Origin of the sequence: Zobellia laminariae (assembly GCF_030553095.1) — a bacterium.
Classification (GTDB): Bacteria; Bacteroidota; Bacteroidia; order Flavobacteriales; family Flavobacteriaceae; genus Zobellia; species Zobellia laminariae.
Genome location: NZ_CP130738.1, coordinates 4,490,636 through 4,513,255, shown reverse-complemented (window position 1 = coordinate 4,513,255; position 22,620 = coordinate 4,490,636). Strand labels below are relative to the sequence as shown.

Annotated in this window: 26 protein-coding genes; 1 reads left to right on the top strand and 25 read right to left on the bottom strand. The window is 39.2% G+C overall.

What is annotated here, in order from left to right; all coding sequences use genetic code 11:
* Positions 1-56: 56 nt before the first annotated feature.
* The 4 genes from Q5W13_RS21835 to Q5W13_RS21820 all read right to left on the bottom strand — a co-directional run bounded on the left by Q5W13_RS21835 (position 57) and on the right by Q5W13_RS21820 (position 5,373).
* Positions 57-2,456, bottom strand: coding sequence for an RHS repeat domain-containing protein (locus Q5W13_RS21835; RefSeq protein WP_304444503.1), 2,400 nt, complete (start codon positions 2,454-2,456; stop codon positions 57-59).
* A gap of 230 nt (positions 2,457-2,686) precedes the next feature.
* Complete coding sequence (locus Q5W13_RS21830) at positions 2,687-3,154, bottom strand: Imm30 family immunity protein (protein WP_304444502.1); 468 nt, start codon at positions 3,152-3,154, stop codon at positions 2,687-2,689.
* Positions 3,155-3,160: 6 nt separating this feature from the next.
* Positions 3,161-4,522 (bottom strand): PAAR-like protein, encoded by a 1,362-nt coding sequence (locus Q5W13_RS21825; RefSeq protein WP_304444501.1) that lies wholly within the window; start codon positions 4,520-4,522, stop codon positions 3,161-3,163.
* Entirely contained in the window at positions 4,519-5,373 is an 855-nt protein-coding gene (locus Q5W13_RS21820; protein ID WP_304444500.1) for a hypothetical protein, read from the bottom strand. Before Q5W13_RS21820 ends, Q5W13_RS21825 begins: the two co-directional genes overlap by 4 nt.
* Positions 5,374-5,438: 65 nt before the next feature.
* Between Q5W13_RS21820 and Q5W13_RS21815 the strand changes: the two genes are divergently transcribed.
* Complete coding sequence (locus Q5W13_RS21815; RefSeq protein ID WP_304444499.1) at positions 5,439-5,699, top strand: hypothetical protein; 261 nt, start codon at positions 5,439-5,441, stop codon at positions 5,697-5,699.
* A 100-nt stretch (positions 5,700-5,799) separates the two neighbouring features.
* On the opposite strand, the gene Q5W13_RS21810 is transcribed toward Q5W13_RS21815, so the two are convergent.
* The 21 genes from Q5W13_RS21810 to Q5W13_RS21710 form a co-directional block, all read right to left on the bottom strand.
* Entirely contained in the window at positions 5,800-6,198 is a 399-nt protein-coding gene (locus Q5W13_RS21810; protein WP_304444498.1) for a DUF3592 domain-containing protein, read from the bottom strand.
* Between the two features lie 320 nt (positions 6,199-6,518).
* Entirely contained in the window at positions 6,519-7,538 is a 1,020-nt protein-coding gene (locus Q5W13_RS21805; RefSeq protein ID WP_304444497.1) for an Imm5 family immunity protein, read from the bottom strand.
* A 15-nt stretch (positions 7,539-7,553) separates the two neighbouring features.
* Positions 7,554-7,709: a hypothetical protein gene (locus Q5W13_RS21800; protein ID WP_304444496.1), complete on the bottom strand. Its 156-nt coding sequence runs from the start codon at positions 7,707-7,709 to the stop codon at positions 7,554-7,556.
* Between the two features lie 156 nt (positions 7,710-7,865).
* Positions 7,866-8,855, bottom strand: coding sequence for a DUF4280 domain-containing protein (locus tag Q5W13_RS21795; RefSeq protein ID WP_304444495.1), 990 nt, complete (start codon positions 8,853-8,855; stop codon positions 7,866-7,868).
* Positions 8,856-8,919: 64 nt separating this feature from the next.
* The gene (locus Q5W13_RS21790) at positions 8,920-9,168 is read right to left on the bottom strand and encodes an immunity protein Tsi6 family protein (protein ID WP_304444494.1); all 249 of its coding nucleotides are present in this window, start codon (positions 9,166-9,168) and stop codon (positions 8,920-8,922) included.
* Positions 9,169-9,173: 5 nt separating this feature from the next.
* The gene (locus tag Q5W13_RS21785) at positions 9,174-9,431 is read right to left on the bottom strand and encodes an Imm74 family immunity protein (protein WP_304444493.1); all 258 of its coding nucleotides are present in this window, start codon (positions 9,429-9,431) and stop codon (positions 9,174-9,176) included.
* A gap of 2 nt (positions 9,432-9,433) precedes the next feature.
* Positions 9,434-10,567 carry a PAAR-like protein gene (locus Q5W13_RS21780; RefSeq protein ID WP_438364167.1) on the bottom strand — a complete coding sequence of 378 codons (1,134 nt, stop codon included), beginning with the start codon at positions 10,565-10,567 and terminating at the stop codon, positions 9,434-9,436.
* Positions 10,557-10,814, bottom strand: a complete 258-nt coding sequence (locus Q5W13_RS21775; protein ID WP_304444491.1) for a hypothetical protein — start codon at positions 10,812-10,814, stop codon at positions 10,557-10,559. The genes Q5W13_RS21780 and Q5W13_RS21775 overlap by 11 nt, the downstream gene beginning before the upstream one ends.
* A 112-nt stretch (positions 10,815-10,926) precedes the next feature.
* Positions 10,927-11,418 (bottom strand): hypothetical protein, encoded by a 492-nt coding sequence (locus tag Q5W13_RS21770; RefSeq protein WP_304444490.1) that lies wholly within the window; start codon positions 11,416-11,418, stop codon positions 10,927-10,929.
* Between the two features lies 1 nt (position 11,419).
* Positions 11,420-13,249, bottom strand: a complete 1,830-nt coding sequence (locus Q5W13_RS21765; protein WP_304444489.1) for a type VI secretion system Vgr family protein — start codon at positions 13,247-13,249, stop codon at positions 11,420-11,422.
* Between the two features lie 193 nt (positions 13,250-13,442).
* Entirely contained in the window at positions 13,443-13,859 is a 417-nt protein-coding gene (locus Q5W13_RS21760) for a PAAR-like protein (protein WP_304444488.1), read from the bottom strand.
* Positions 13,849-14,529, bottom strand: a complete 681-nt coding sequence (locus Q5W13_RS21755) for a hypothetical protein (RefSeq protein WP_304444487.1) — start codon at positions 14,527-14,529, stop codon at positions 13,849-13,851. Before Q5W13_RS21755 ends, Q5W13_RS21760 begins: the two co-directional genes overlap by 11 nt.
* Positions 14,530-14,543: 14 nt before the next feature.
* Positions 14,544-14,741 (bottom strand): hypothetical protein, encoded by a 198-nt coding sequence (locus Q5W13_RS21750; protein WP_304444486.1) that lies wholly within the window; start codon positions 14,739-14,741, stop codon positions 14,544-14,546.
* Positions 14,742-15,806 carry a hypothetical protein gene (locus Q5W13_RS21745; RefSeq protein ID WP_304444485.1) on the bottom strand — a complete coding sequence of 355 codons (1,065 nt, stop codon included), beginning with the start codon at positions 15,804-15,806 and terminating at the stop codon, positions 14,742-14,744.
* 263 nt (positions 15,807-16,069) lie between these two features.
* A complete protein-coding gene (locus Q5W13_RS21740) occupies positions 16,070-17,503 on the bottom strand; it encodes a T6SS phospholipase effector Tle1-like catalytic domain-containing protein (protein WP_304444484.1) in 1,434 nt (477 codons plus the stop codon).
* A gap of 6 nt (positions 17,504-17,509) precedes the next feature.
* Complete coding sequence (locus tag Q5W13_RS21735) at positions 17,510-18,256, bottom strand: DUF2931 family protein (protein ID WP_304444483.1); 747 nt, start codon at positions 18,254-18,256, stop codon at positions 17,510-17,512.
* A gap of 42 nt (positions 18,257-18,298) precedes the next feature.
* Positions 18,299-18,571, bottom strand: coding sequence for a hypothetical protein (locus tag Q5W13_RS21730; protein WP_304444482.1), 273 nt, complete (start codon positions 18,569-18,571; stop codon positions 18,299-18,301).
* 14 nt (positions 18,572-18,585) lie between these two features.
* The gene (locus Q5W13_RS21725; protein WP_304446560.1) at positions 18,586-19,944 is read right to left on the bottom strand and encodes a type VI secretion system Vgr family protein; all 1,359 of its coding nucleotides are present in this window, start codon (positions 19,942-19,944) and stop codon (positions 18,586-18,588) included.
* A 14-nt stretch (positions 19,945-19,958) separates the two neighbouring features.
* Positions 19,959-20,396: a hypothetical protein gene (locus Q5W13_RS21720; RefSeq protein ID WP_304444481.1), complete on the bottom strand. Its 438-nt coding sequence runs from the start codon at positions 20,394-20,396 to the stop codon at positions 19,959-19,961.
* Between the two features lie 332 nt (positions 20,397-20,728).
* Positions 20,729-22,048, bottom strand: a complete 1,320-nt coding sequence (locus Q5W13_RS21715) for a hypothetical protein (protein ID WP_304444480.1) — start codon at positions 22,046-22,048, stop codon at positions 20,729-20,731.
* Positions 22,045-22,587, bottom strand: coding sequence for a hypothetical protein (locus tag Q5W13_RS21710; protein WP_304444479.1), 543 nt, complete (start codon positions 22,585-22,587; stop codon positions 22,045-22,047). Before Q5W13_RS21710 ends, Q5W13_RS21715 begins: the two co-directional genes overlap by 4 nt.
* Between the last annotated feature and the right edge of the window lie 33 nt (positions 22,588-22,620).

The following is a 22,620-nucleotide window of genomic DNA, read 5'->3' as shown; positions in this document are numbered from 1 at the left end:
CGGTATTTTACCTTTTTTATGTAATTCTTGTAGTTTTTCTATTCCTTCCAAAGGAGTTACATTTTTAAGTAGCTTGTTATCAGTACCTTTGGTATTTTCATATATCCTTTTACATCTATATCCTTATATGCTTTCTTAGCAGCTTCAAAAAACTCATCAGAAGTACCTTTAAATTTACTTCCATGATAAGGTATCCCTTCATCTATTAAATCTCTATGTAATTGTTTATGTAAATCTGCTGTGTTAGCACCGTTGTTTGGATACCATGAAAAAGCATTATCTGGTGAAAGTTCACCAATCCCAAGACTTTTAGCTATACTTCTTGGCATAAGATGGTGTCCCATTCCTGACCCTAATAAATCGGAATATAAACCATATTGGTCAACCCAAGCATTACTGTCATGAGTGTAACTATACATATTGGGCATGCCCCCAGCAAGGCCAATCGGGTCTTGAGATATATAAGTTCCAGTATCAGCAGAATAATACCTAAACCTATTATAATACAACCCAGTCTCCGCATCCTCATACTGCCCTTGATATCTAAACGGACAATCATCAACATCACCTTCAACAAGTTTACGAACTTTTCCGTAAATATCATATTCCACTGCCCAAGTTCTTGCGCCCAGAGCGTTGTACATTTCTACAGGGGTACCAAGGTAATCTGTAACAATGGAGAATTGTTCACCATCTATAATTTTAGCGGTAGGTTTGAATGTTCCTTCGTCAAAGACCCAGGTAATTAAATTATCAACAGGTTCCTCTTTGTCTTTGGATAGCATACCCCATTCATCAACCATCCATTCAGGACGATCTTTTAATGGATACTTCCATTCATGTAACGGCACGTTGCCGTCCCAAACAAATCGTGTAATGCCGCTTCTCGACTGCGCTCGAAGTGGCATTGTTTTTTTGGCGGTTCTACGACCTAGGGCGTCGTATTCAAATTCTACTCTTTCTCCATTGGTTTTGGTTACCGCTTGTAGCATACCGTTGCCGTACCATTCGTAGGTTTCAGCTCCGTCCGGTGTTCGCTTTTCAATCAGGTTACCTTCATCATCATATGTAAAGGTTGTACGGCCATCTCTTATCAGTTGCCCTCCCGCAGCGTACTCACGGTCGCCTTTATTTCTAGAACGGTAGAGGTTGCCCACTTCATCGGGCAACTTATAGTCCATATCATTGTTCTCATATTTGGCGGAAGCTAAATTACCAAAAGCGTCATGTGTATAGCTTACTTGTCCTTTATTCAGCTCGTCTACCATCCGGGTCAAGCGGTCGTTCACGCTCCAATTATAGGTGCGGTGGCGCATTTCGCTACGGCCACGGGTCACCTTTTGTTGAATGGGGCGCCCTGCTTCATCATATTTCATTTGGGAAACAACTCCGCCCGGGAGCAGGCGTTCCACTTCCATACCAATGCTGTTATACGCAAAGTCAGCACGCCATGCTTGAGCGTTTTTAGTCGCCCCAGTATTCTCTTCTGATTGTATGTCATTGACTTGGGCGTTCATCGTTTCAATCTGGCCCAATCTGTTGCGTAATAGGTCAATTTCTGCACCAAGGCTACTGGTAATTTGTATCCGGTTACCCAAGTTGTCATAGGCACTTTCAACAAGATGTCCGTCTTGATTTTCGGCAATAACCCTTCCTGCCTCGTCCCGAATGAGTTGTACCGTGCTATTTTCATTTACAGCTTCAATGAGGTTGCCGTTACGGTCATAACTGTAGGTTTCCCAAGTGCCATCACTATGTTCGGCACGGGTAATCCGCCCATTGGTATCGTACTCGTATTCAGTAAACTTGCCTCCTGGGCGGTTCACACGCCACACTTTACCGGCACGGTCCCGTTGGTACATTCGGGTAAGACCATCAAAACCAATTTCGGTAATGATTTCTCCGTTCAGGTTACGTTTAAATCGGTAGCGTTCCCCATGTTCGTTATCTATAAAGCGTAGTTGCTCTTCGGTATCGTAGTTAAAGAATACTTTTCGCCCGCGTTCTTCCCTCATTTTTAGGCTTCCCATTGGGGTGTATTCGAACTTTACCTTGCCATTTTTTTGATGTAGTTCGGTAACCTCGTCGTAGGCATTGTACTTTAATTGTATGGCATTGTTATCTGCCTCTACCACTTGTTTTAAGCGGTCTAAATCGTCATAGATGAAATTCTGTTCGTGACCGGCCGCATTCTTGGTTCTATGACAACGGCCCCAAGCATCATACTTCCATGTAGCAACGGCTTTATTGGGCAATTGCATTTTAGACAGGTTAAAATCCTTATCATAGCTTAGTTTAGAAATATTACCGGCATTGTCCCGTACTTCATTTATAAGTCCGTTTTTATTATAATCAAAAGAGGTAACGCCACCATCAGCGGTAATTATAGCGTGTAAGCGTTCTTCTTTAAAGGTTCGTACCGTAGAACCGCCAACTGGAGGTTTGGTAAGTACCAATCGGTCTTTTTTATCGTATACGAAAGTAGTTACAGCACCATCGGGGAACGCTCCGTAATGTTGAGTTTAGATACAAAACAGATTAATCGTAGTAGATAAGCTAATCAACTTTTCTCTCAACACTTAAAAAAAAAGCTATCTAAATATTTTAGATAGCTCTTAGTTTGTTGTTTCATACTCTGAACGGCACTCGTTACAAACGAGCGCTAGCGAGGAAAATGCAGCAACTTCTACAAAGCAGAAAGGATAATCTCTCCCTTTTCTTTAAAGCGTTCCGGATTTCTTTTTATCAAATTTTCAGTAATTAACTTTATTACTTCCTTGTCTTGAGAATCAAAAGTTCTTAAGCTTTCCGATAGTAAACTAAACGACTTTTCATTATTTAATAAACGTAAATATATTGTTTCAGACCAATCATAAGCATCCACTTGTAAACCTTTCAATAAGGGTATTATCATCTTAATATATTTTTCGAGACCTATTGTCTTTGAAAAATACTCAATACCATGCAAATTTGAAAACATGACCTCATGATTTTCAGTTTCATCTTTAAACCCTTTGATTAATGAGAGGATGCAATCTGGGTTTTTCTCATCAAATAAACCATCGACAGCTTCTTCGTATAACCCTGTTTCTTCATAAGTTTTCATTGACCTATTTTCAATTAATTGTCTTTCTAATTCGACTAAATTTCCCATAATATTTTAATTAACTGATTTTTTGTATAAGTCAGGATATTTTTCTTTGGCTTGCTTTATATAATCTCTCATAGCTTCTTTTATTTTGTCATTGTATAAACCGTCTTCTTGGTATATTTTTCTCGCATCCTTTATGTCATGAGCTAGTGCTTCTCTTGGAGTTTTATTCCAATAAGCTTCTTGCTGCGCTTTTGTCATATTGTTATCATAGGTAGATGTTCGCCGATGCCTGCCCCCAGTACCAGGATGAGGTTGTTCCATGTTCATTGATAGGCCATCATTGCGAGTATAGCCATCTACATTATTTTTTATCATAAATGCATCGGATGGCATATGATGCGGGGTTATATTATCACCGACTGAACCAGCATCAATCAATTCTTTAAATGTACCAATATCTCCTTCATTATCCAATAAGGATTTTTTATTCAAAACATCCCCCAACTCCTTCGGAGGAGGCAATAATTTAGTGCCATCAGAAATATCCTCCAATTTATCTGAAGCTTTTGCTGCATCGCCAAGGTCAGCTATCTTATCAAGAGCCCTAGCCGCATCAACAGTTTTATCGGCAACCTTAGCTGCAGTTAGAGCCGCGGCACCTCCAGCTGTACCCACTTCCATAAGTACTTCAAAGAGCACCTGTCCGGTAAAATCGCCCCATTCTTCAGCACTCATGTTGGCGGCCTTATCCATCATTTGTTCGGCCATTTCGGCACTTTCGGCCTGCGCGGCCATATAATCGCTAGGGTTTGTCAGGGCGTTTACGGCTGAGTTACGATAGACGAACGTACCCGCTTTTACGGCCATATTACCTATAGCCGTAAAAGTCTCTTTATCTTTTTGCAGTTGTTCTGCATACCCTTGTGGGTTTAAGAGCATGTACGGTGTAGAGTGTTTTCCTGCCCAAACTACAAGGTCTGCAACACCGGTTACGGTACCTTTTGCGCCTTTCCAAAGGCCAGTGCCCAGTCCCTTGGTAAAGTCCAAGGCATTGTCCCAAAAGCCCTTTTCCTCTTCTTGTTCGGGCAGGGCGGCCATGGCAGCGGCCATGGAGTAAAAAATCTTTACGGTACCGCCCAATGTGCAGGGCAGTTCACTGTCTTCCAGCAAAAGTTCATTGCCGCCCAAGGTGATACCATCGGTAACGTTGGTCCAATCGAGTACAGGAGCTGTACATGGTGCCCCGTTCGAGGCGCTACAAGCGCCTAAAGGTTCAAAGTTTACAATCAGGGTTTTATCCATCTTGGTGCACATATGCTCACCAAAAATGGAGGTCTCCGTATAGGATATGCTGCGCAGTTCTGCAGGTACGGTACCCATATCGCAGACTAGGTAGACCCCTTCCGGTACGTATTTCTTTCCGCTCATAGGTTCTTTCCTTTAGGGGTTATACGAACAATCTGTTCGTAATTAAAGAGTGCCGGAATGTTGGCGGTGAGTAGTTGTCCGGCATGTGTTAGGCTGTGGTTCTTATCTAGGTCATAGGTCTCCATGTAGGCTGCCTTTACCGGTATAGCCAGTTGAATATTGTCTGCCAATTTTCTAAAGAACTTTCTAACATTATAATGATCAAAGTTTTCCTCGTCCAGAATTCCCTTTCTAAAGACTTGGGCATTGCCTTTTAATCGGTCTCTTTTCTTTAAGGTAGTTGTCAGCTTAAAAGGCAGGGGAGTGGTGTTGAAAAAATCTGTGAATATTTTGGTCGATTCTATGGTCTCCCCTTGTCGAGATACGGTACCATAGATATCGGGAAAGAACAGCGTACCTATTTCAGATTCCCTAAAATTCTCGGTAAACAGTTTGTTATTGTTCAAAAGGGAGTCGGTAGCGGTTATAGTGGCTTCGAGTCCTTTTTGTTCCTTATGTTTTTTTGCGAATTCTTTTTTATAGCCTTTCCAATTATCCCTGATAGCCGCTAGATTCAATATTCGTATGGGGTTTCCTTGAAAATCCGTCTGTACGGTGAGTTCGGACTGTAATTTGGCGATATCATTTTCCATCGCCCTAATTCCTTCTTTGTTCGTTTGGAAACGGTCCGTCACCTCAAAAGAAAAAATATAACCGGTTTCGTTTTGCCGGAAATAGTATTTACGCACCTCGGCCCGAACGCTATTTTCATTGGCTACTCCCCCAAGGATAGAACGTTGCCGTATGTCCATGGTATAGGATTGCCATATACCGGTAAACGAGGGTACCAATGCTTCCATTGTCTGTTGCATAGGCTTATCCTTGGTTTATTTCTACTTTTCCACCTGATAGTTTGCTCTTGCCGCCACCATGGGCCGTGAATTCGTTACTGGCGAAATCGTTAAAGTTTTTCATCAAATCTCCGGATGGAAATCACGAAATAGAAATAGAAGAGTTGTTTATTTATAATCTCCAAGAATCCATTGCGGCACATAATGGCAATCACCTTGTTTTTGTTTGCAAAGACTTTGCTTTGGGCAAAGGTCAAAATATTTATGTGTTGCTTGAAGAGGAGGAGGGCAGAGAACGCTCCGTAATGTTAAGTTTAAGTGCCGAACAGATTAATCGTAGTAGATAAGCTACAGTACGTTAAAGCATGATAATCGGGTTTGTTCTAGCTTCTTTTGCAGAGCCGTTTAGGTAGGTTTAGTTGAATTTTTGATAAGCCAGCGCAACACTTAAGTGGCATCTCCTCCAAATTTGTTTCTAAAATTATAAAGTGAAATTAAGATTCCCGCACCAATTAGGAGGTACAGTCCATACGATTCTAAAAAAGAAGTTTCCGGAGATTTTGCCAAGGTAGGATTAGCTGGGTCGTAATAGACCGTTACTGTATCATTAACCGATTTCAAAGTACCAACAAAAGGGATAGCCAATAATTCTACCCTACTTTGATATGGATTACCATCTTCTCCAGTGTAGGAAACCGTAGCAAAAGACCTTGTTCCTCTTGCTTTTATATTATTGTGTATTTCGGTAATCTTAGCCTCGGTCTCAATCCAGTTTTTAGAAGAGTCCTGAGCACTAATGGGCCAATAGAGTAGGGTGGACAAAAGAAATAGTAGGGATGTTTTCATTAGGGCATCTTGTTTCTACAAATATGCACATCATTTTGGTATTTCAAGAAAATTTTAAAGCTTTAGTTAGTTGCTATTTTTGAACGCGATTCTCTTTTCATGAGCTCAACTCTATTTTTCAATGCTACATTTCTGTAAGCCATCTAAATGTTTAGCAAGCTTAGTTTATTGTTTCTTACTCGGTACGGCACTCGTTGCAAACGAGCGCTAGCGGGGGGAGGCACTAGCCTAAATACTAACTTTAGGCCCTCTGTTGTTCCAAATACAAACTATGAAAGCAAAAACAGTTAATTACAGGTAGTTTAATTGATTTGTTTCAATTATCTTTTGCCACCATTCAGGAGTAAATTTTTATTTCGAGGAAAAGCTTTAAACTCGGGGATAAAATTATCAGGCCTTTGTTTATTTTCAGGGAGTAATTTTATATCATCATAGTTGAAGTTAAAACTATATGTGCCATCATTTTCAACATCTATACGGTAATTAAGCCAAGCGCCTTGATTTTTGTTTTGTAAATACATTTCCTCCTTTATTTGCTCCATTAAAGTAACACTTGATTTATCACCAGATTGGAGGAAAAATGTTAAAGATATTTTAATTTTCGTTTCATCATTGAAAAAATATGCTCTCATTGATTTACCTGTTTTTAGGTTTTCTCCTTCAATTTCTATTTTATCCCAGATTACACCTTCTTTTAAATCATTTTTAACAAGGTTTATAACTCTATTAATTTTATTTTCAACTTCAGTGTTTATCAAAGAAGAAATATCCCGTTTTAGAACAGGACCTTCACTAACATTCACCTTAGCATCAATTTGAAGAATACTTTTATTTGGATTAGCTTTTATGCCATCAACTGTATTTAAGTACCATAACCAAAATTCTTTTCTTTTTTCTGAATCTCCTTCATTTAGGAATGGGTTTCCCTCTGAAAATACATTTGATGCAATAAAGTCTGGGTTCCATTCTTCCCAATCAAATTCATTGTCATCCTGACTTTTGTAATCATCAATATCTAATATTAGAGCTGCGTTATATTCTAAATTATATATTAATGATAATACACTAAGTGCAATGCCAGAAGTTGGTTTAACATTTATTGTTTCAAAATAATTTCTATATTCATTTATTAGCTTTTTAAAATCAACCTCCTTTTTATTAAATAAGAAATCTTCAGCGAGTTTTAAAACGTAATTTATATTTATATCATTTTCATTAAAATTTAAATATACTTTTTTACAACATTCTAAAAACACTTTATTCACTAATTCTGCACCTAAAGATTTTGCAATCTCTACTCTATACTTTAAAGGTAAATGAGAGTTCTGTGATGTTTCCACTATTTTTTAAACATATTATTCATTATAATTACTTTTTAATCCCAGCCTAAGTCTATTGGACTGCTTTCGCCAAGGTCTGAATATTTTGGTACCATCAGGGTCAGTAATAACAATATCTTTACCAATTGCGTCTGCTTGTTTTTGAGCAAAACTCTTGCAATTTGTACACATAGGTTTAGATACCCCTATTGCTTCACCGGGTTTAGCCGTTAATAATTGTTTTTCGGCATGACTTGCACTTGCTTGACCTTATGGAATACCATTATCAATACTTGAGTTATTATTTAAAGTATGTCCAATTTCATCAGATTGATCCATTACATTGCCTTATGATACATCATCAACACCACCCATGGCATCTCGGGTTTTATTACTAATCCGCTTTGGTGAACTTCCGCTCACGGTATTCTTTCCATCTGAGGCAGTTGTTTTTACTTTTTTGCTAGCTGGTAATACATCATGATTTTTAAGAGCTTTTTCATATGCTTTTCTAGAATAATTAATATCCTCAACTAATTTTAGACTCTCATCACCTGCTTCAAGAGCTTCGTCCCCGATTTTAATTACATTCTTCCCAGTCCCATTGTGATCCATGGATTCAAAAACCTCCTTTAATATCCGTTCTTCGTCGATGGCCTTAGCTAACTTATTGGCTTTATACATTTTATATCCTTTCCCAATTGCAGCACCAGCACCCCAGAAAAGGTACCCTAATGCCACGTCTTTGGCCAAGCTTTCAAAATCCCCGTCCTGCGAATAATTGTACAATCCTTTGACACCCGAATATACACCATACACCTCCAATGCAGCCACGCCTCCCATCACCGCCATTGTTCCCATGGCCCCTGCGCTATATGCAGCCGATGCCGCACCAACGGCAGCCAATGCCGCACCACCGGAGGCAACAATTAGTACTACGGCGGCTACGACCACAACGGCGACTGCAAGCTTCTCCCAAAAACCCATGCCTTCTTCGGCGCAGGCTCCTTCGGCATCTTCCAGCGAGTAAAAAATCTCGATCTTTCCGCCAACAGTACATTGTAGTACAGAATCTTCCAACAAAGGATTAAAAAATCCTACGAAAACACCATCCTCAAAACCCTCCCACATAATAGGTGCGGGAACACAAGCACTGCCCGTTACCATACAGACCCCCATGGGCATTACGTTGAGCATCGGTACCATATCGCCCGTATTAGCTACAGGTTCATCGAACAAGAACGTATTGTTATTGTTGGTAATCATAAACTCCATGGGCACAGTGCCCTTATCACAGGCTAGATAGGTGCCTTGTGGTACGTATTTTTTATTTGCCATTATGTTTTCGCTATAAAGACTGCTGAGCTATAAATTTTACGAACTTTCGATGTAAGGCTGTAATCTAAAGCTTACCATATTTCATTAAGCTCATTACCCCGAACGCTTGGGATAACAAGGTAGAATATCCGGGAATATCAGTCAAATATTCCTGAGCATATTTGTTGAGGTTTATTTTAGAGAAAGAGTTCCTGTCATTCTCATTGTTCAACGCGTCTTTTAAATAGACTAGCTGATTCATAATATCTTTATAATTGTCCTGTATCGATTCGGTTTGATAAAGCTCAAGCGTTTTATTGACCGCATCATCCAAGATCTTTAACGCATTTTTTTTTCAATTCCATCATCCTTCTCTTCGAACTCGACTTTAAAATTTTTATCCGAGGTATATGCCAAGACCTCTTTTTTTACATTAGAGATCTCATTTTCTGGTACTTCGGTGATTTCTGGTTCGTCAACATAAGAAATCGTGTCTAAATTTGCAAGAAATCCATTTACGGTTCTTTCTCCCTCTATAATATAAGTGATTTTGCCAATCTCAACCTTAATGTGCGATGATGTTCCTGTAATCTTCATACCTATCTTGTAAATATTACTTTTTCTATTTGGGTAACTGGATCGATGGTCGTTATTTTAGTAACATCGGGATTTTTCATTAATCTAGGTAATTCTACATTTTCCCAAATATTATTAGGTCGTAGCTTGTTCCCAACAACGGCCCGAACTTCTCCTGAAACTCCCTTGGCATACATTGCAGATGCATCTTCCCATGCCTTTATCGATTCCGGTTTGGCTATATCCCAATCGGGCATTTTTACATTATTTGCATCCATAATACCTTCCATCGTCGTTCCCCCTCTACTTTTTGCTATATCAAGTGCAACGTCTTGACCACCGACACCATTAGTCCTGCCAGACCAGAAGAAGGCCGTATCGGGCTCTGTTTTTAATGCCTGTTCCAAAGCCTCCTTGCTCATTCCCGCTATTTCATCGGCACCCTTTAGCGCATCATCACCGATTTCCAATAATTCATCACTGGCTTTTACAGCGCTACCGGCCTTCCACATTCTGAACCCTTTTTCTAACGCCTTTCCGGCACCCAAAAACAAAAAGCCTAAGGCTACTTCCTTGAACAATGCTTCTTCGTCTCCATCTTGGGAGTAGTCATATAAGGCTTTTACGGTCAAAAGACAGCCTGCTACCTCCAAAGCGGCGACCGTCACAGCTACTCCTGTTGCCAAGGCTCCGGTCGCCGCTCCAACTGCCGCTATTGCCGCCAGCGCAGCTCCTCCTGTGACAACTATAAGTGCAACTGCGGCCACCACAAGTACAACTTTGCCTAAGGTCCCCCAAAAACTGGATTCCTCCTCCGCACAAGCGGCAGTGGCATCTTCCATGGAGTAGAAAATCTCTATTTTACCTCCAGCACCACAAGGCAATACCGAATCTTCCAACAAGGGGTTGAAAAAACCGATAAAAATACCGTCCTCGAAACCGTCCCACATGATAGGGGCAGGCACACAGGGGTTACTTGTTACCGTGCATACGCCCATGGGCATAACGTTGACCATCGGCACCATATCTCCTGAATTGGCAATCGGCTCTTCGAATAAGAATGAATTGTTGTTATTCGTAATCATAAACTCTACCGGTACCGTGCCCTTGTCACAGGCCAAATAGGTGCCTTGCGGTACGTATTTTTTATTCGCCATGGGTTTGGTCTTCGAGTTCGGTGATCTCCTGTTTGCTCTCGGTCATATAGAAGCCGGGAATCTTTACTTTTACTTGTTGTGTTCCCTTAATAAGCCAATGCTCACGGTCAAACTCCAAATGTTCTTTATAGTCCACCTGAAGCTCAACTTTCATATTTATTTTGTCCTTAAGGGTGCGTATGAACTTGGTCAGTTCCTTGGCATCTAGTTTATCCTCGTCAACAGTGCCAATACCTTCAATCACCAAAGGGGCATTTGCATTCCCCGGCGATTTGAGCTTGTATTCGATTTTTAAGGGTAGGGGCTGGGTGACCAAAAACTTGGCCAGCTGCCGCTTTACGATGGTTTCAGAAGCAGCGCTATAGGTACCATGTAGACCAAAATAAAAAGTATAGAGCGCCAGAATTGGCAACCTCTTTTTCAAAACTACCATTGGAGAGGTTTTCTTCTACTATAGCAATAGTTTTATTGATTTGTTCTCGGGTTTCGTTGTTCGCCTCTTTTTTCCACTGTTTACGAACCTTGGCCCATTTTTCGATTACCGTTGGCTTGTTATATATTTTTTTGAAATTTCCCTTTTCATCGGTGCCCACGGTAATCTCATGTAACAGAGTATTCATTTCCCGGTTAAGCTTTTCCGTAGCGCTTCCTTTACCAAAACTCTCGGAAATAGTTTTCACATCAAAAATGAGGCCCTTGCCAGAAATGTTGGGCTGCACATAGGTTTTTTGTAAAACGGTTTCAGATGAGTTTTTCATCATCATGTCCTTAGTGGCCACAATAGACTTTGCTGAATGGCGGTAGGTTTTATGCTGAAGGGCATAAGGTTTTATCTTCAGTACTGCCTCCATCTTAACCTTTGTTTACATGAACTTCACCACCCGTGAGTTTACTAGTTGATTTGCCGTGCATGGCAAGTTCGTTTCCGGAAAGGATATCCACTTTGTCGTTTCCAACTATATTGGTAGTAGTCTTTGCCTTTATCTTGACCTCGGCCTCGGTGCTGCGGATATCTATATTTTCTTTTCCGCTTATTTGAACGGTAGCCTCAGTGCTATGCATACCAATAGCATCTTTGGCTCCGATGGCTATGGTTGATTCTTCCGATTTCATCGTCAGCGCATTCTTAGCCTTAATATCTATAGTATCTGCTGTTAACGAAAGATTACCCGGGGCACTTATACTAATGCTGCTATCTTTGGTATTCAGAAAAATCTTGTTGCTGTTTTTGTCCGTTATGGTAATACTTTCCTCACCATCCGTATCGTTTAGCTCGATCAAATGCCCACTACGGGTTTTAATGGCCTTTATGTTGTTATCCGGGTCGTAAAAATCGCTCTTGGCGTTAGCATTGTATCCGGCACTGGAGACATAAGGTTTTTCTGGGTTTCCGGCCTCAAAACTTACCAATACTTCTTCATCCTTTTCTGGGATAAAATAAAAGCCTTTTCCGCCGCCACTATATGGGGTAGGAACTTTAATCCATGGGGTACTTGTACCCATAGGTTTCTGCCAAGGGAATTGTACTTTAATTCTACCTAGTCCTTCAGAATCGGCATTGTCCAGTACCAGTCCACGTTGGTCGGCTGCTCTGGGTGCTGCAAAACTGTTAGAGTAGGGCAGGTGCTCTGTACCTTGAGGTACGCCCTCAAAAGAATTAGTGTAATGTCCGCTATGGTCAAAACGGTGCACTACTTTTATAATATCATAAGACCCATAGGAGTCCTGTTTTGTGGGGTCGGTAAAATTAAGACCCTCTAGTTCAAGCGTATCGCCCACGCGCATCGCTACCAGTTCCGAGGTTCCGGAAGCGGTGACCATACCAGATGCTCTTCCCAAGGTGTTCACCTTGGCGGCCGTATCCAAACCGGCCTGAGCGCTGTACTCGTGTTGGCCAACGGTATAGTCGTAACTTCCCTTTTTATTGAAAACGGCATCTGATTCTCCCTTTACCGGTGCGAGATAAGGATGGGACGAATTTGCCACATGGGAGGATGAAGTGGCTTCCAAGAGCGTATCGTTTACCCAGTCATGTCCTTTTATGTCAAAAACCTGTTCCCTTAACGAAGTAGAAAGATTGAAAGAAAGTACATCCATCCCGTAGACGCCACTAAGGGTGGTACTGCCTGCTCTTCCAATACAAAAATCCAGACCGTTATGATAGAGCCAAACCCCGTAACGGCTACAAAGCCTTTGCAAAAACGAAAGATCGCTTTCGTTGTATTGAACGGTATAGGGTAGTGTAACATCTGTACCGGTTCCGATACTTTTTTTCAATATATCTGTGGAATGTCCTTTTAGGGTATCTTCTACAACCTGCGATAATGATGTGCCTTCTTCATAACTGAAGCACTGTACCGAATTGGCCAATAGAACCGCCGGGCCATGGCCAGAGATTACCAACGTACCGGCTGCACCAGCTCCTTTTTGAAGGTCCACATTGGTGATGATCCCCGTAAATTCCATATCACCGCCATTAAGTCCTATAGACATTTTCTTGCCGATAAAGCCAAGTGCATTTTTCATAAGAGGACCTGCATAGGTTTCGGTGGCATGCGCCGGAAAGGAGACCCTAAAGCCACTGTGGCCACCTATGGCCTGTTCTACGGAAACGGAATAGCCCGAATTTGGCAGAAACGTGTTCCCGTTTAAAATAAGCTTGATCTCGACAATTTTAGACATCCGTTTGTTTTTAAGGCGATTAAGGTATTTAGAATTATATGAGCCACCAAAATTAAATGAACGAAATCGATGAACGGTAATTCGCACAAGTATTTTTTAAACATACGGATAAATGTAGGGTAGTGGATTGGCGGGGTTTAACATTAATTAAAAAAAATATGATTTGTAGATTCTATCTTCAAATCATTTTGAATTATATGCTATTGTTTACCCAACATTGCTCCATAATGGTCATAGCAATTGATTTAAACTCCTCCATAACACTCCCCATACTATTTATTTGCATGGGCTGTAGAACAGTGACCTTTCCGCCAATGGCACACATGCATTCAGAATCTTCGAACAAAAACCTCTTAGTTTTACCTAAGGTTGCCTTTTCTGAGGTTTTTGTCCATTTTAGTAATGCTGGAATACAGGGAAGAAAACTGCTTCCTGCAGGTTGCAATTTGCATTGGAAAAAAGTTTGGGGTATTTGAACATCCATATCTGTAGCCTTGAACTTACCCTGTATTTTGATTTTTTGATTTTCAGTCACCAAAAGTGTTGCAGGAAGCATGCCTTGGTCGCATTCCAACATTGCGCCGTCTAGTACATAGATTTTATCGCTCATCTTTTTCCAATTTAAAATTAATAGTGGTGTTCTTTTTATAGAAGTCTTTTATTTCAAATACGTAGTCAAGTTGCCCTTCGGTAATTAGACCAATTCTAGGACTTATCTGATAACTGCTTTGATAAATGAAGTCGAGATTGTGTTTTGATCCTAGTTTTACAGGGAGTTCACTTAAAAACTGATTCAACTCATATAAAGGAAACGTTTTATTTTCAACATCTAATTGCCCTTCAGTGGCAATGGTAATGTTTTGAAAATATCGGTCTTGTTTTGTAATTTGCCTACTTTCAATAATAGGAACGGATATATTTTCAAGTCCGTTTGATATTACTTTTTTGGCAACTGAAAAACTATCTTCATCAAATTTGTGATAGAATATATTTGCAAAAAAGAAATTGTAGAAATTATCATTTTTAAAGAGTGACTGAATATTTCCCTCCGCTAGTTGTATATCAAAATTGTTGCATAAATCTTCTAAGTCAGGAAAAGATAAAAGCAGGCTAGACCGTATTGTTTTCCATTTGCTTCTAATTTCATTTATGTTCTTTACACCAATTAGCTTATAATTTTTAGTAACCTCAAAAATTAAGTCATCGTTAATACTCGCTACTGCCAATGCTAATTTTTGAGCTTTTGAAGGCTTAAAAACTGGCCGATCTTTTTTGTCCAAAAATAACCTTCGGTCTATCTTTTTAAATTAAACTCTAAATTCCCCGTTGGATTAATCCTTAGGTATTGTACGGTGAAAAACATGGCTATACAAGAATGTTCAGTTTTTCCATCCGTATAAGTCAGGTTACGAACTTCTGCGGAGTACGTTCGCACAACGGGTTGTCCGTTGAGCTCTATAAATTTTATATCATGCTCGGTACTATTTCGCAATTAGAGTTTATTAAAAAAATTATCAATACTTTTCTGAAATTCTTCCAAAGTTTGGCTTTCTATTTTTAATTCACTTCCTTTTAAGTATTCATGATACTGCCCGCCATTAGTGGTTTCCCAATAGATTCCATTCTTAATAGCACTGTTTTCATCGGTCATAACATAAGCAATTAGCAAGGCAACCTTTTCGGAATTATTCTGTTCATTATTAGCAAGTTCAAATTTTGTATAAAAATCGTCTAAGTCTTTGAAATTGAATAATGAAATATTTCGAAAAAGCTCTTGACAGGATGATTGGTTTTCTAATTCTTTATCTATCCGCATAACAATAGTTAAAGGCTCGTTTTGAAAGATTGAGGAACGAATCATACTGTTTTTGGGCAGGTCTTGAAAGTTGAAAACTTTGTTCACTTTGTAGGCAATGACTTTTTTGTCAACCAGTTTGCAAGTTAGAGTGTCCATGACTTTCTCAATTAGAATTTTTGAATTCTCATCATCAAATGTGGTAATTTCGATAGCACCATCAACATCTTTAATTGTTATCCTATTAAAATAATGCATGGCGAAAACATCAATGTCAATTTTTTTGGTCTTTCCTTTTTCAATTTCTTTTGTGGTGAAACTATTTTCGTTATCGATGTACGCAAAACCAGAGTAAATTTCACCTTCTTTATAAGAAGATTCTATATCTAAGGTTTGTATAGTGTTGTATTCAAAACCATTGCTCCCCTCATTTTCAAGTAGTTTTAAATAGTCATTTGAATATTGATAGATTTGTTTGCCTTTTTTATAATAATCTACAATTACATGTTCTGAAATGTTTTTTTTGAAGTAGCCGTTATAAGGCTTACCATTTTTAAACACCCCTTTATAAGAATCTGACAGATGGTTTTCAATCACAAATGAGCTGTCTATTATTGTACTATCATTTGCCATGTTGCGATTTAATTTTGAGGTATTGTTTTGAGGTTTATTAAGAGTTTCTGTTTTAGGCAAGGCATAACCCAAATGGCTATTAAGTAACCAGACGGTACCAAAGGCAAGTATTATAGTTTTCCAGTGCATTATCAAATATTAATTAATTGTTAGTTTTTGGATAAACTTTTACCATTACTTTTTCCAATGGATATGTTCCATATATATCTTTAAGAAAAACTCAAATACTAGTATTGTATTTGTCTACTTCTACTATTAACTCGGCTTTTTAATGTAAATCTTGTAGAAGATATTGAATATTACTTTTTCGTTAAATATGAGCTTGTCACCATATTTATTTTTTTCCGGTATCAATCTAACCCATTACTATATCTTTAGGTTGGAATTTAGTTTTAACCATCATTCACTTTCCTTATTCTAACACCATTTTCGGTATGTGGTTTCATGGGGACAATTGTGCTAAGTAAGGCCTTATCATGATAGTGAGCAGAAAAGTGAAAGTATTTTTCTCGTAATTTTAAAAGAAGCTTCCGGTCGTTCATATCATCGAAAGATAATTCATTGGCTTCTCCCTTGGCATAGCTGTCAATTCGAGCCTTTACATTTTCTAGATCGCTAATTATTGGATAATTTTCAGATATATCATCTGTCAAAAAACCAACTTTCTTTTCAAATGCTTTTTCCCCCATTAAATTTAAGGGTATAAAGCTGTATCTGTTGGTAAGATTGGGGCGAGAACCGGTCAACTTTACAGGAAATAAATATCCTCCTCCATAACCCGAAATATAAATAGGAGAGGAAACATTAATTAGATCAGGTTTAAACCATCCTTCTTTTATAAGAAAGGTACGGTCTTCCTTAAGGGTTGCGTCTGAAATCGATTCCCTGACGATTAAATCTCTCTCTTCTGTACCATCTTTATAACTCCCTCCAATATCGGAATGTACGCCCGGCAAAAATAGTTCTACTCCTTTACCGCTTGCACTTTTTATATTGGTTAATCGAAAGTTTTCCCTATGCTCGTCCGCAGCGGCTAATTGTAGCGTATATCTTGCATTTTTAATGGCATCCAATGAAAGATCCTTGGTATCATTGTCGTGGAAAATTCCGTGGGACGCAACTGTATCGAAGAGACCAACGAAACGGACTGTCAACAGTTTTATTTCGATGCTATTAGCCAGCAATTCCTCGCCTAAAGCACCATTGTCTACATTATAATAAATGACGGTTGAACCTATTATTCCTTTTACCTGCCCTTTATTTTGGCTGATTTCATGTACGAAATTACGTGCTGCCGCAGCACCTCTACTAAATCCGAAAACATCAATGGTAAGCCTGTTTACCTTTAGATCTTTTACATACTTCTTCGCCTTCGTTCCTAGTTCTTCGCATCCTTTTAAAACCTTAGCACGCACACCTGTGGGGCCCATACCCATTCCGCCACCCAGTTTAGGGCTATCTTTTTTATAATTTTCAGTTCCTATGCCCTCTATGTAGAGCGAGAATTGTTTATATTTTTCTTCATTTATTTCTTCGTAAAAAGGTTCTATTCTTGAAACATTAGAATGGTCATTATAATAGCTGGTGTCCTCTTTTTTTGCCGAAATAAACTTATCGGCAATTTCCTTGTTCGCTCTAAGTCCCTTTTTTTGCTTTTCGTTTTCAAGTCTGGCATTTGTGTTTTTTCGATTGTTCATGGTACCGTCAAAAAACACCCCTACGATAACATCGACATATTCGTCCCCAATTGATTCTTGGTATTTCGAATTGCCCACGTGTACTGGTGCGGTATTTACAACTACGTTATTTAATCCAATTCCTGCCATTCGTTTTTATTTATTCCTGGTATATATAGTTACTTTCTGTTTGACCAGCTGCTCCGTATCCTTATTATTCTCTAAAGTAAGTGTGAGTTCGCTATGATATTTATCAACATTTATAAGTAGACGTAGGGGATTTAAGTTGCTATCCACTCCTAATTTTTTATAAGCAGAAAAGATTTCTTGTTCTGCTAGGTATATTTTGCATCCAAATTTATTGTTAGTATCACTATCTTTCCATTGAAGTCCAATATATTTTGGAATTGCTTTTTCTTTGTCTATGGTTAGTTCAAAGTCCTCATAGCTAGAATAGATTTCTTCGCCGTTGTAATATTCTATAATCATGCTTTCTATCTCACTATTAGTCTTAAAATTAAATTGTGGTCTCCAATTATATTTTATACGATAGGTATCCCAAATTCCGTAGGGAATTGAATCCACGAATTCTGCAGGTTTATTATTCTTTTCCAAGAATCTTTTTACTCGGCGATCTAAAATCTCTGAAACGGAAAGTTCGGCATATGGCATAAAATCTTCTTTCTCCACCGTAGTTTCTTCAGCTTTATACCTTCCAATTTCAACATTTTTATTAGTTCCAACAAGCCATACGACTACTACACCACCGGGTGCAACGCCAGCTACGACCCAATGGTAGGTTCCTCTTTTACCTGTTTTTACATCAAAAAAACCTTCTTCAAAATATTTGGCTATTTGTTCCCTTGGTAGGGCGAAATTCCCAGTGTAATATTTTTTTTCCATAAGTACGAAACCCAAGTGATATCAAGGCTAACGGGAATTGCTTTACGGTCGGGTCCACTGACATGCGTCTGCCACACCGCCCCAACCATTTTTTAAGAAGGCCCCTGTTGGAATATAGAGACTACTGCCGTCTTCTAAGTAGAAATCGCCCTGTATAATTTCCGCAGGATATAAATTTGGTGCACACGCGGAGGATATAAAATCGTACTTTGCCATATTCTTTGTGGTTTTCGAATCTTTTGTTGCATTATCTTGACAAGCAGTCAGGCCTATACAACCGGTCATTATAGCTAGAAATAGTATAACCTTTTTCATTTGTTTTCATTTGATTACTCTCCATACTCAATACCCTCGGCACTACCAATGGTAATCTTACCTCCAGCATTGGTCCTTATTTCGCCACTGGCGTCGGTTGTAATTTCTTGTGCTTCTTGTTTGTAAGTATTGCTGATTACTTTGATATCCTCTCCTATTCGATGCTCTTCGTTATTGGCCATTAACGTATAATCGTCATTGATGCTTTCCGTCTTGTCCTTGCCAACCATAATGTCGAGGTCCTCCTCTACATTGATTTTCATGTTTTTGGAGTTTAAGGTCATGTTTTCGGCAGCCGAGATGGTGACATCGTTATGTGCTGAAATCAAAATATCATTGTTAGACGTATTTACTAGAATAATATTTTTATTCTTATCTGTTATAGTAATACTCTCCCCACCATCCGTATCATTCAGCTCAATCAAATGCCCACTACGTGTTTTAATAGCTTTAATATTATTATCTGCATCTGCAAAGCCGCTATTGGCGCTGCTGTTAAAACCTGCACTTAATACAAAAGGTTTTTCAGGGTTGTCACCTTCAAAGCCTACCAATACCTCTTCATCCTTTTCCGGAATAAAGTAGAAGCCTTTGCCACTACCGGAATAGGGAGTTGTCATTTTTATCCATGGGGTACTAGTACCCATAGGCTTTTGCCAAGGGAACTGTACTTTGATTCTACCTAAACCATCTGGGTCAGTATTGTCTAAAACCCAACCTCTTTGGGCTCCTGCTCTTGGTATAGCAAAGCTGTTGGAGTAGGGTAGGTGTTCTGTACCTTGAGGTACGGCCTCAAAAGAATTGCTGTAATGACCACTATGGTCAAAACGGTGTACTACTTTTATAATATCGTATGATCCATAAGGGTCTTGTGTGGTAGGGTCTGAGAAATTAAGGCCTTTAAGCGTAAGTGTATCTGCCACGCGCATGGAAGCGAGTTCCGAGGTTCCTGAAGCTATAACCATGGCCGATGATCTGCCCAGTGTGTTTACCTTGGCGGCAGCATCAAGACCCGATTGTGCGCTGTACTCGTGTTGACCTACTGTGTAGTCGTAATTCCCCTTTTTACTGAATATGGCATCTGATTCTCCTTTGATGGAGGAAAGGTAGGGGTGTGACGAACTTGGTGAATGCGAACTGGAACTTGCCTCTAAAAGGGTGTCGTTTACCCAGTCATGCCCCTTCATATCAAAAACCTGTTCTTTTAACGAAGTGGAAAGATTGAATGAAAGTACATCCATACCATATACACCATTTATAGTGGCACTGTCTTTTCTTCCCACACAAAAATCCCGACCGTTATGATAGAGCCAAACCCCGTAACGGCTACAAAGTCTTTGTAGAAATGTTAGATCATTTTCGTTGTATTGCACGGTATACGGCAATGTTACATTGGCACCTGTTCCAATACTTTTTTCAATATATCTGTGGAATGTCCTTTTAGGGTGTCTTCCACCACCTGTGATAATGATGTCCCTTCTTCGTAACTGAAGCACTGTACCGAATTAGCCAGTAGCACAGCAGGGCCATGACCTGAAACTACAAGGGTACCTGCTGCGCCAACGCCTTTTTGTAGGTCTACATTGGTAATGATTCCAATAAATTCCATTTCACCATTGTTGAGACCAATAGACATTTTCTTACCGATAAAACCAAGGGCATTTTTCATTAGGGGACCTGCATAGGTTTCTGTTGCGTGTGCGGGAAAAGAAACCCTAAAAGCACTGTGACCGCCTATGGCCTGTTCTACGGAAACGGTATAGCCAGAATTAGGCAGAAACGCATTACCATTTAAAATAAGCTTGACCTCGACAATTTTAGACATGCAGTTGTTTTTATGCTGGTTAAGGTATTTAGAATTATAGGAGTTACCAAAAACTCGGGATTCAAATCGATGAACGGTATTTCGTACAAATACTATTGTAACATATAGACTAATGTAGGGAAAGGGTTCCCGGGTATTTAATTATGTAAACTAAAAGTGCCTACAGGACAGTACATTAAATTGAAAAGTCATTTTGTATAGTTTTGTGCAAACTCCTTCAAGGTTTTACACCAATAGCACCAATTAAATTGGTGTATAATTACAAATCCTTGGACTACAAATTTTCCAGTGCTAATATCTAACGAAAATCAACACTGGCTTATTGTTTATTTCTAAGTATAGAAAACCCGAAACGGCAAAACATTTGCAGATTTGGTCTTAATCCCAATCAGTAGCTCCTTTTTTAGGTGCTCCCAGTCTGTTTCACTATAATCGGCATCAAGGTGACGTGTTATATGAATATCAGTGGTAGGGGTATAGCCTACGGTATTGTCTTGTGAAACCATAACCCCTTTTTCTACGGTTACTTTTGTAATGGCATTCTTGAAAACAGCAAAGCAATGGTGTATAATATCTTGACGTGTTATAATACGGCCCCTAGATAAAATCTGCTCTCTGTAGGCATAAATTTTCTCACTGGGATTTGGTTCATCATGACCGCCCAAACTACCGGTTATGAATACTAAAGTATCTGGTTTGAAAGCTGTTCCCGAGTATTGGTACAGTTTACTGTACGGATTTATTTTGTTCGCTTTTTCTCCGGTTGTGGTCCAATAATCTGTAAAGACAATTTTATCCCTATTTTTCTCTACGCTATTACGGTTTACAATTAAATAAGGAATTTTATGCTTTCTGAAATTACGCAGTTCTATCTGTTGTTCAATTCGAGAAACAATCTGTTTGAGATCTTTTAAGTTTGAATTGATAAAATCATCACCCATGGCCGAAAAGGCTACACTATCCTCTTTAAGCAAATCTAAGGTGTAATTTAAGAGTTCTGAAGCATCCCGCTCGTCAAACCTGCTTACGCCACCATAGCGCAAATAAGCTTGGGGTCGTGCATCGTCTTTTTTATTTCTATCCCGCACATAATATTCGTTTCCGCTATCACCCAGTACATTATGAACATCTAAGAAGAAATCGTTTCCGGATTCTAATGGAATGATATTAAAATTAGGTTGCAAGCGTTTACTAATGCTATGCGATTTTTTATTTAGCGTAGGAAAGCAATTAAGGTGGCAGTGCAAGTTTTCTAACATTGCGGTAGAAACCACGGTTGAAAATTCTATTTTAATCCATAACAAAGGTGTGGTAAGGGCATCCAGGTCTTTTTGGGTCAAGAATGTCTTGAACGCTTCTGGATACTTTTTGAGCTTTCCCTTTAGCTCAATACTTCCTTCTACGGTATAAAAATGATCCCTATAAAATTCTTGTACAAATTCCTCATAAAACTGAATCTTACTTTGTATACTTTCGTTGATATAAGCGCTATAATCGTCCTTAACAATTTCCCGTTGGGCGTACCCCTTGGATACATTTAGCAATTCTCCGTTTATAGACCAGTCAGCAATACCTAAATGGTGTACCAAGAGCTCTTTATTTGAGAAGTTTAAAAGATCAAAATAACAAATTAGGTCATCTAGAGTCTTCATGCCAAGGCAGGCTTAATCCCCATATAAATACTAGAATTTTCTGTACTTCCTTCAAAATCAGAACTTTTAAGCCATGGTGTTGTTCGGTGATTGTGGTACGAAACAATCTTGTCCGGATAGGCTATATAGTTTAGTTCGCAATTATTCAAAGTAAATTCACCTGACGGGCAAAAGAAAAAATCCTTAAAATCTTCCTTTCCGCTATCCCTGAACAAGGGCATTCTTTTTCTGTGAAAAAACTGACTTCGCTCGTTGATCACCATTTTGTCATCAATAGGCAATGCGTGCATAATGGCGTGTGCTGGTTTGGCGGTTACCGATATTTCTGGTGTCAGTAGATCAACCAGACGTTCGGTTACTTTTGTACGACTTGTTTTTATGGTATCTGAAATACGTTCAAACTCATGCGCACAGGCATCAAAAAGAATGCCTACAATAGGGTCAAAGGAATATTCTATTTCCATATCGTCTACACCCCAATCCTCGGCGGCCCTACGAATAAGTCTGTCTTTTATTTCCTCTTTAGTAAGGCCCTTCATTTCGTTATTTTTTTACTAAATATTGAATTTGGT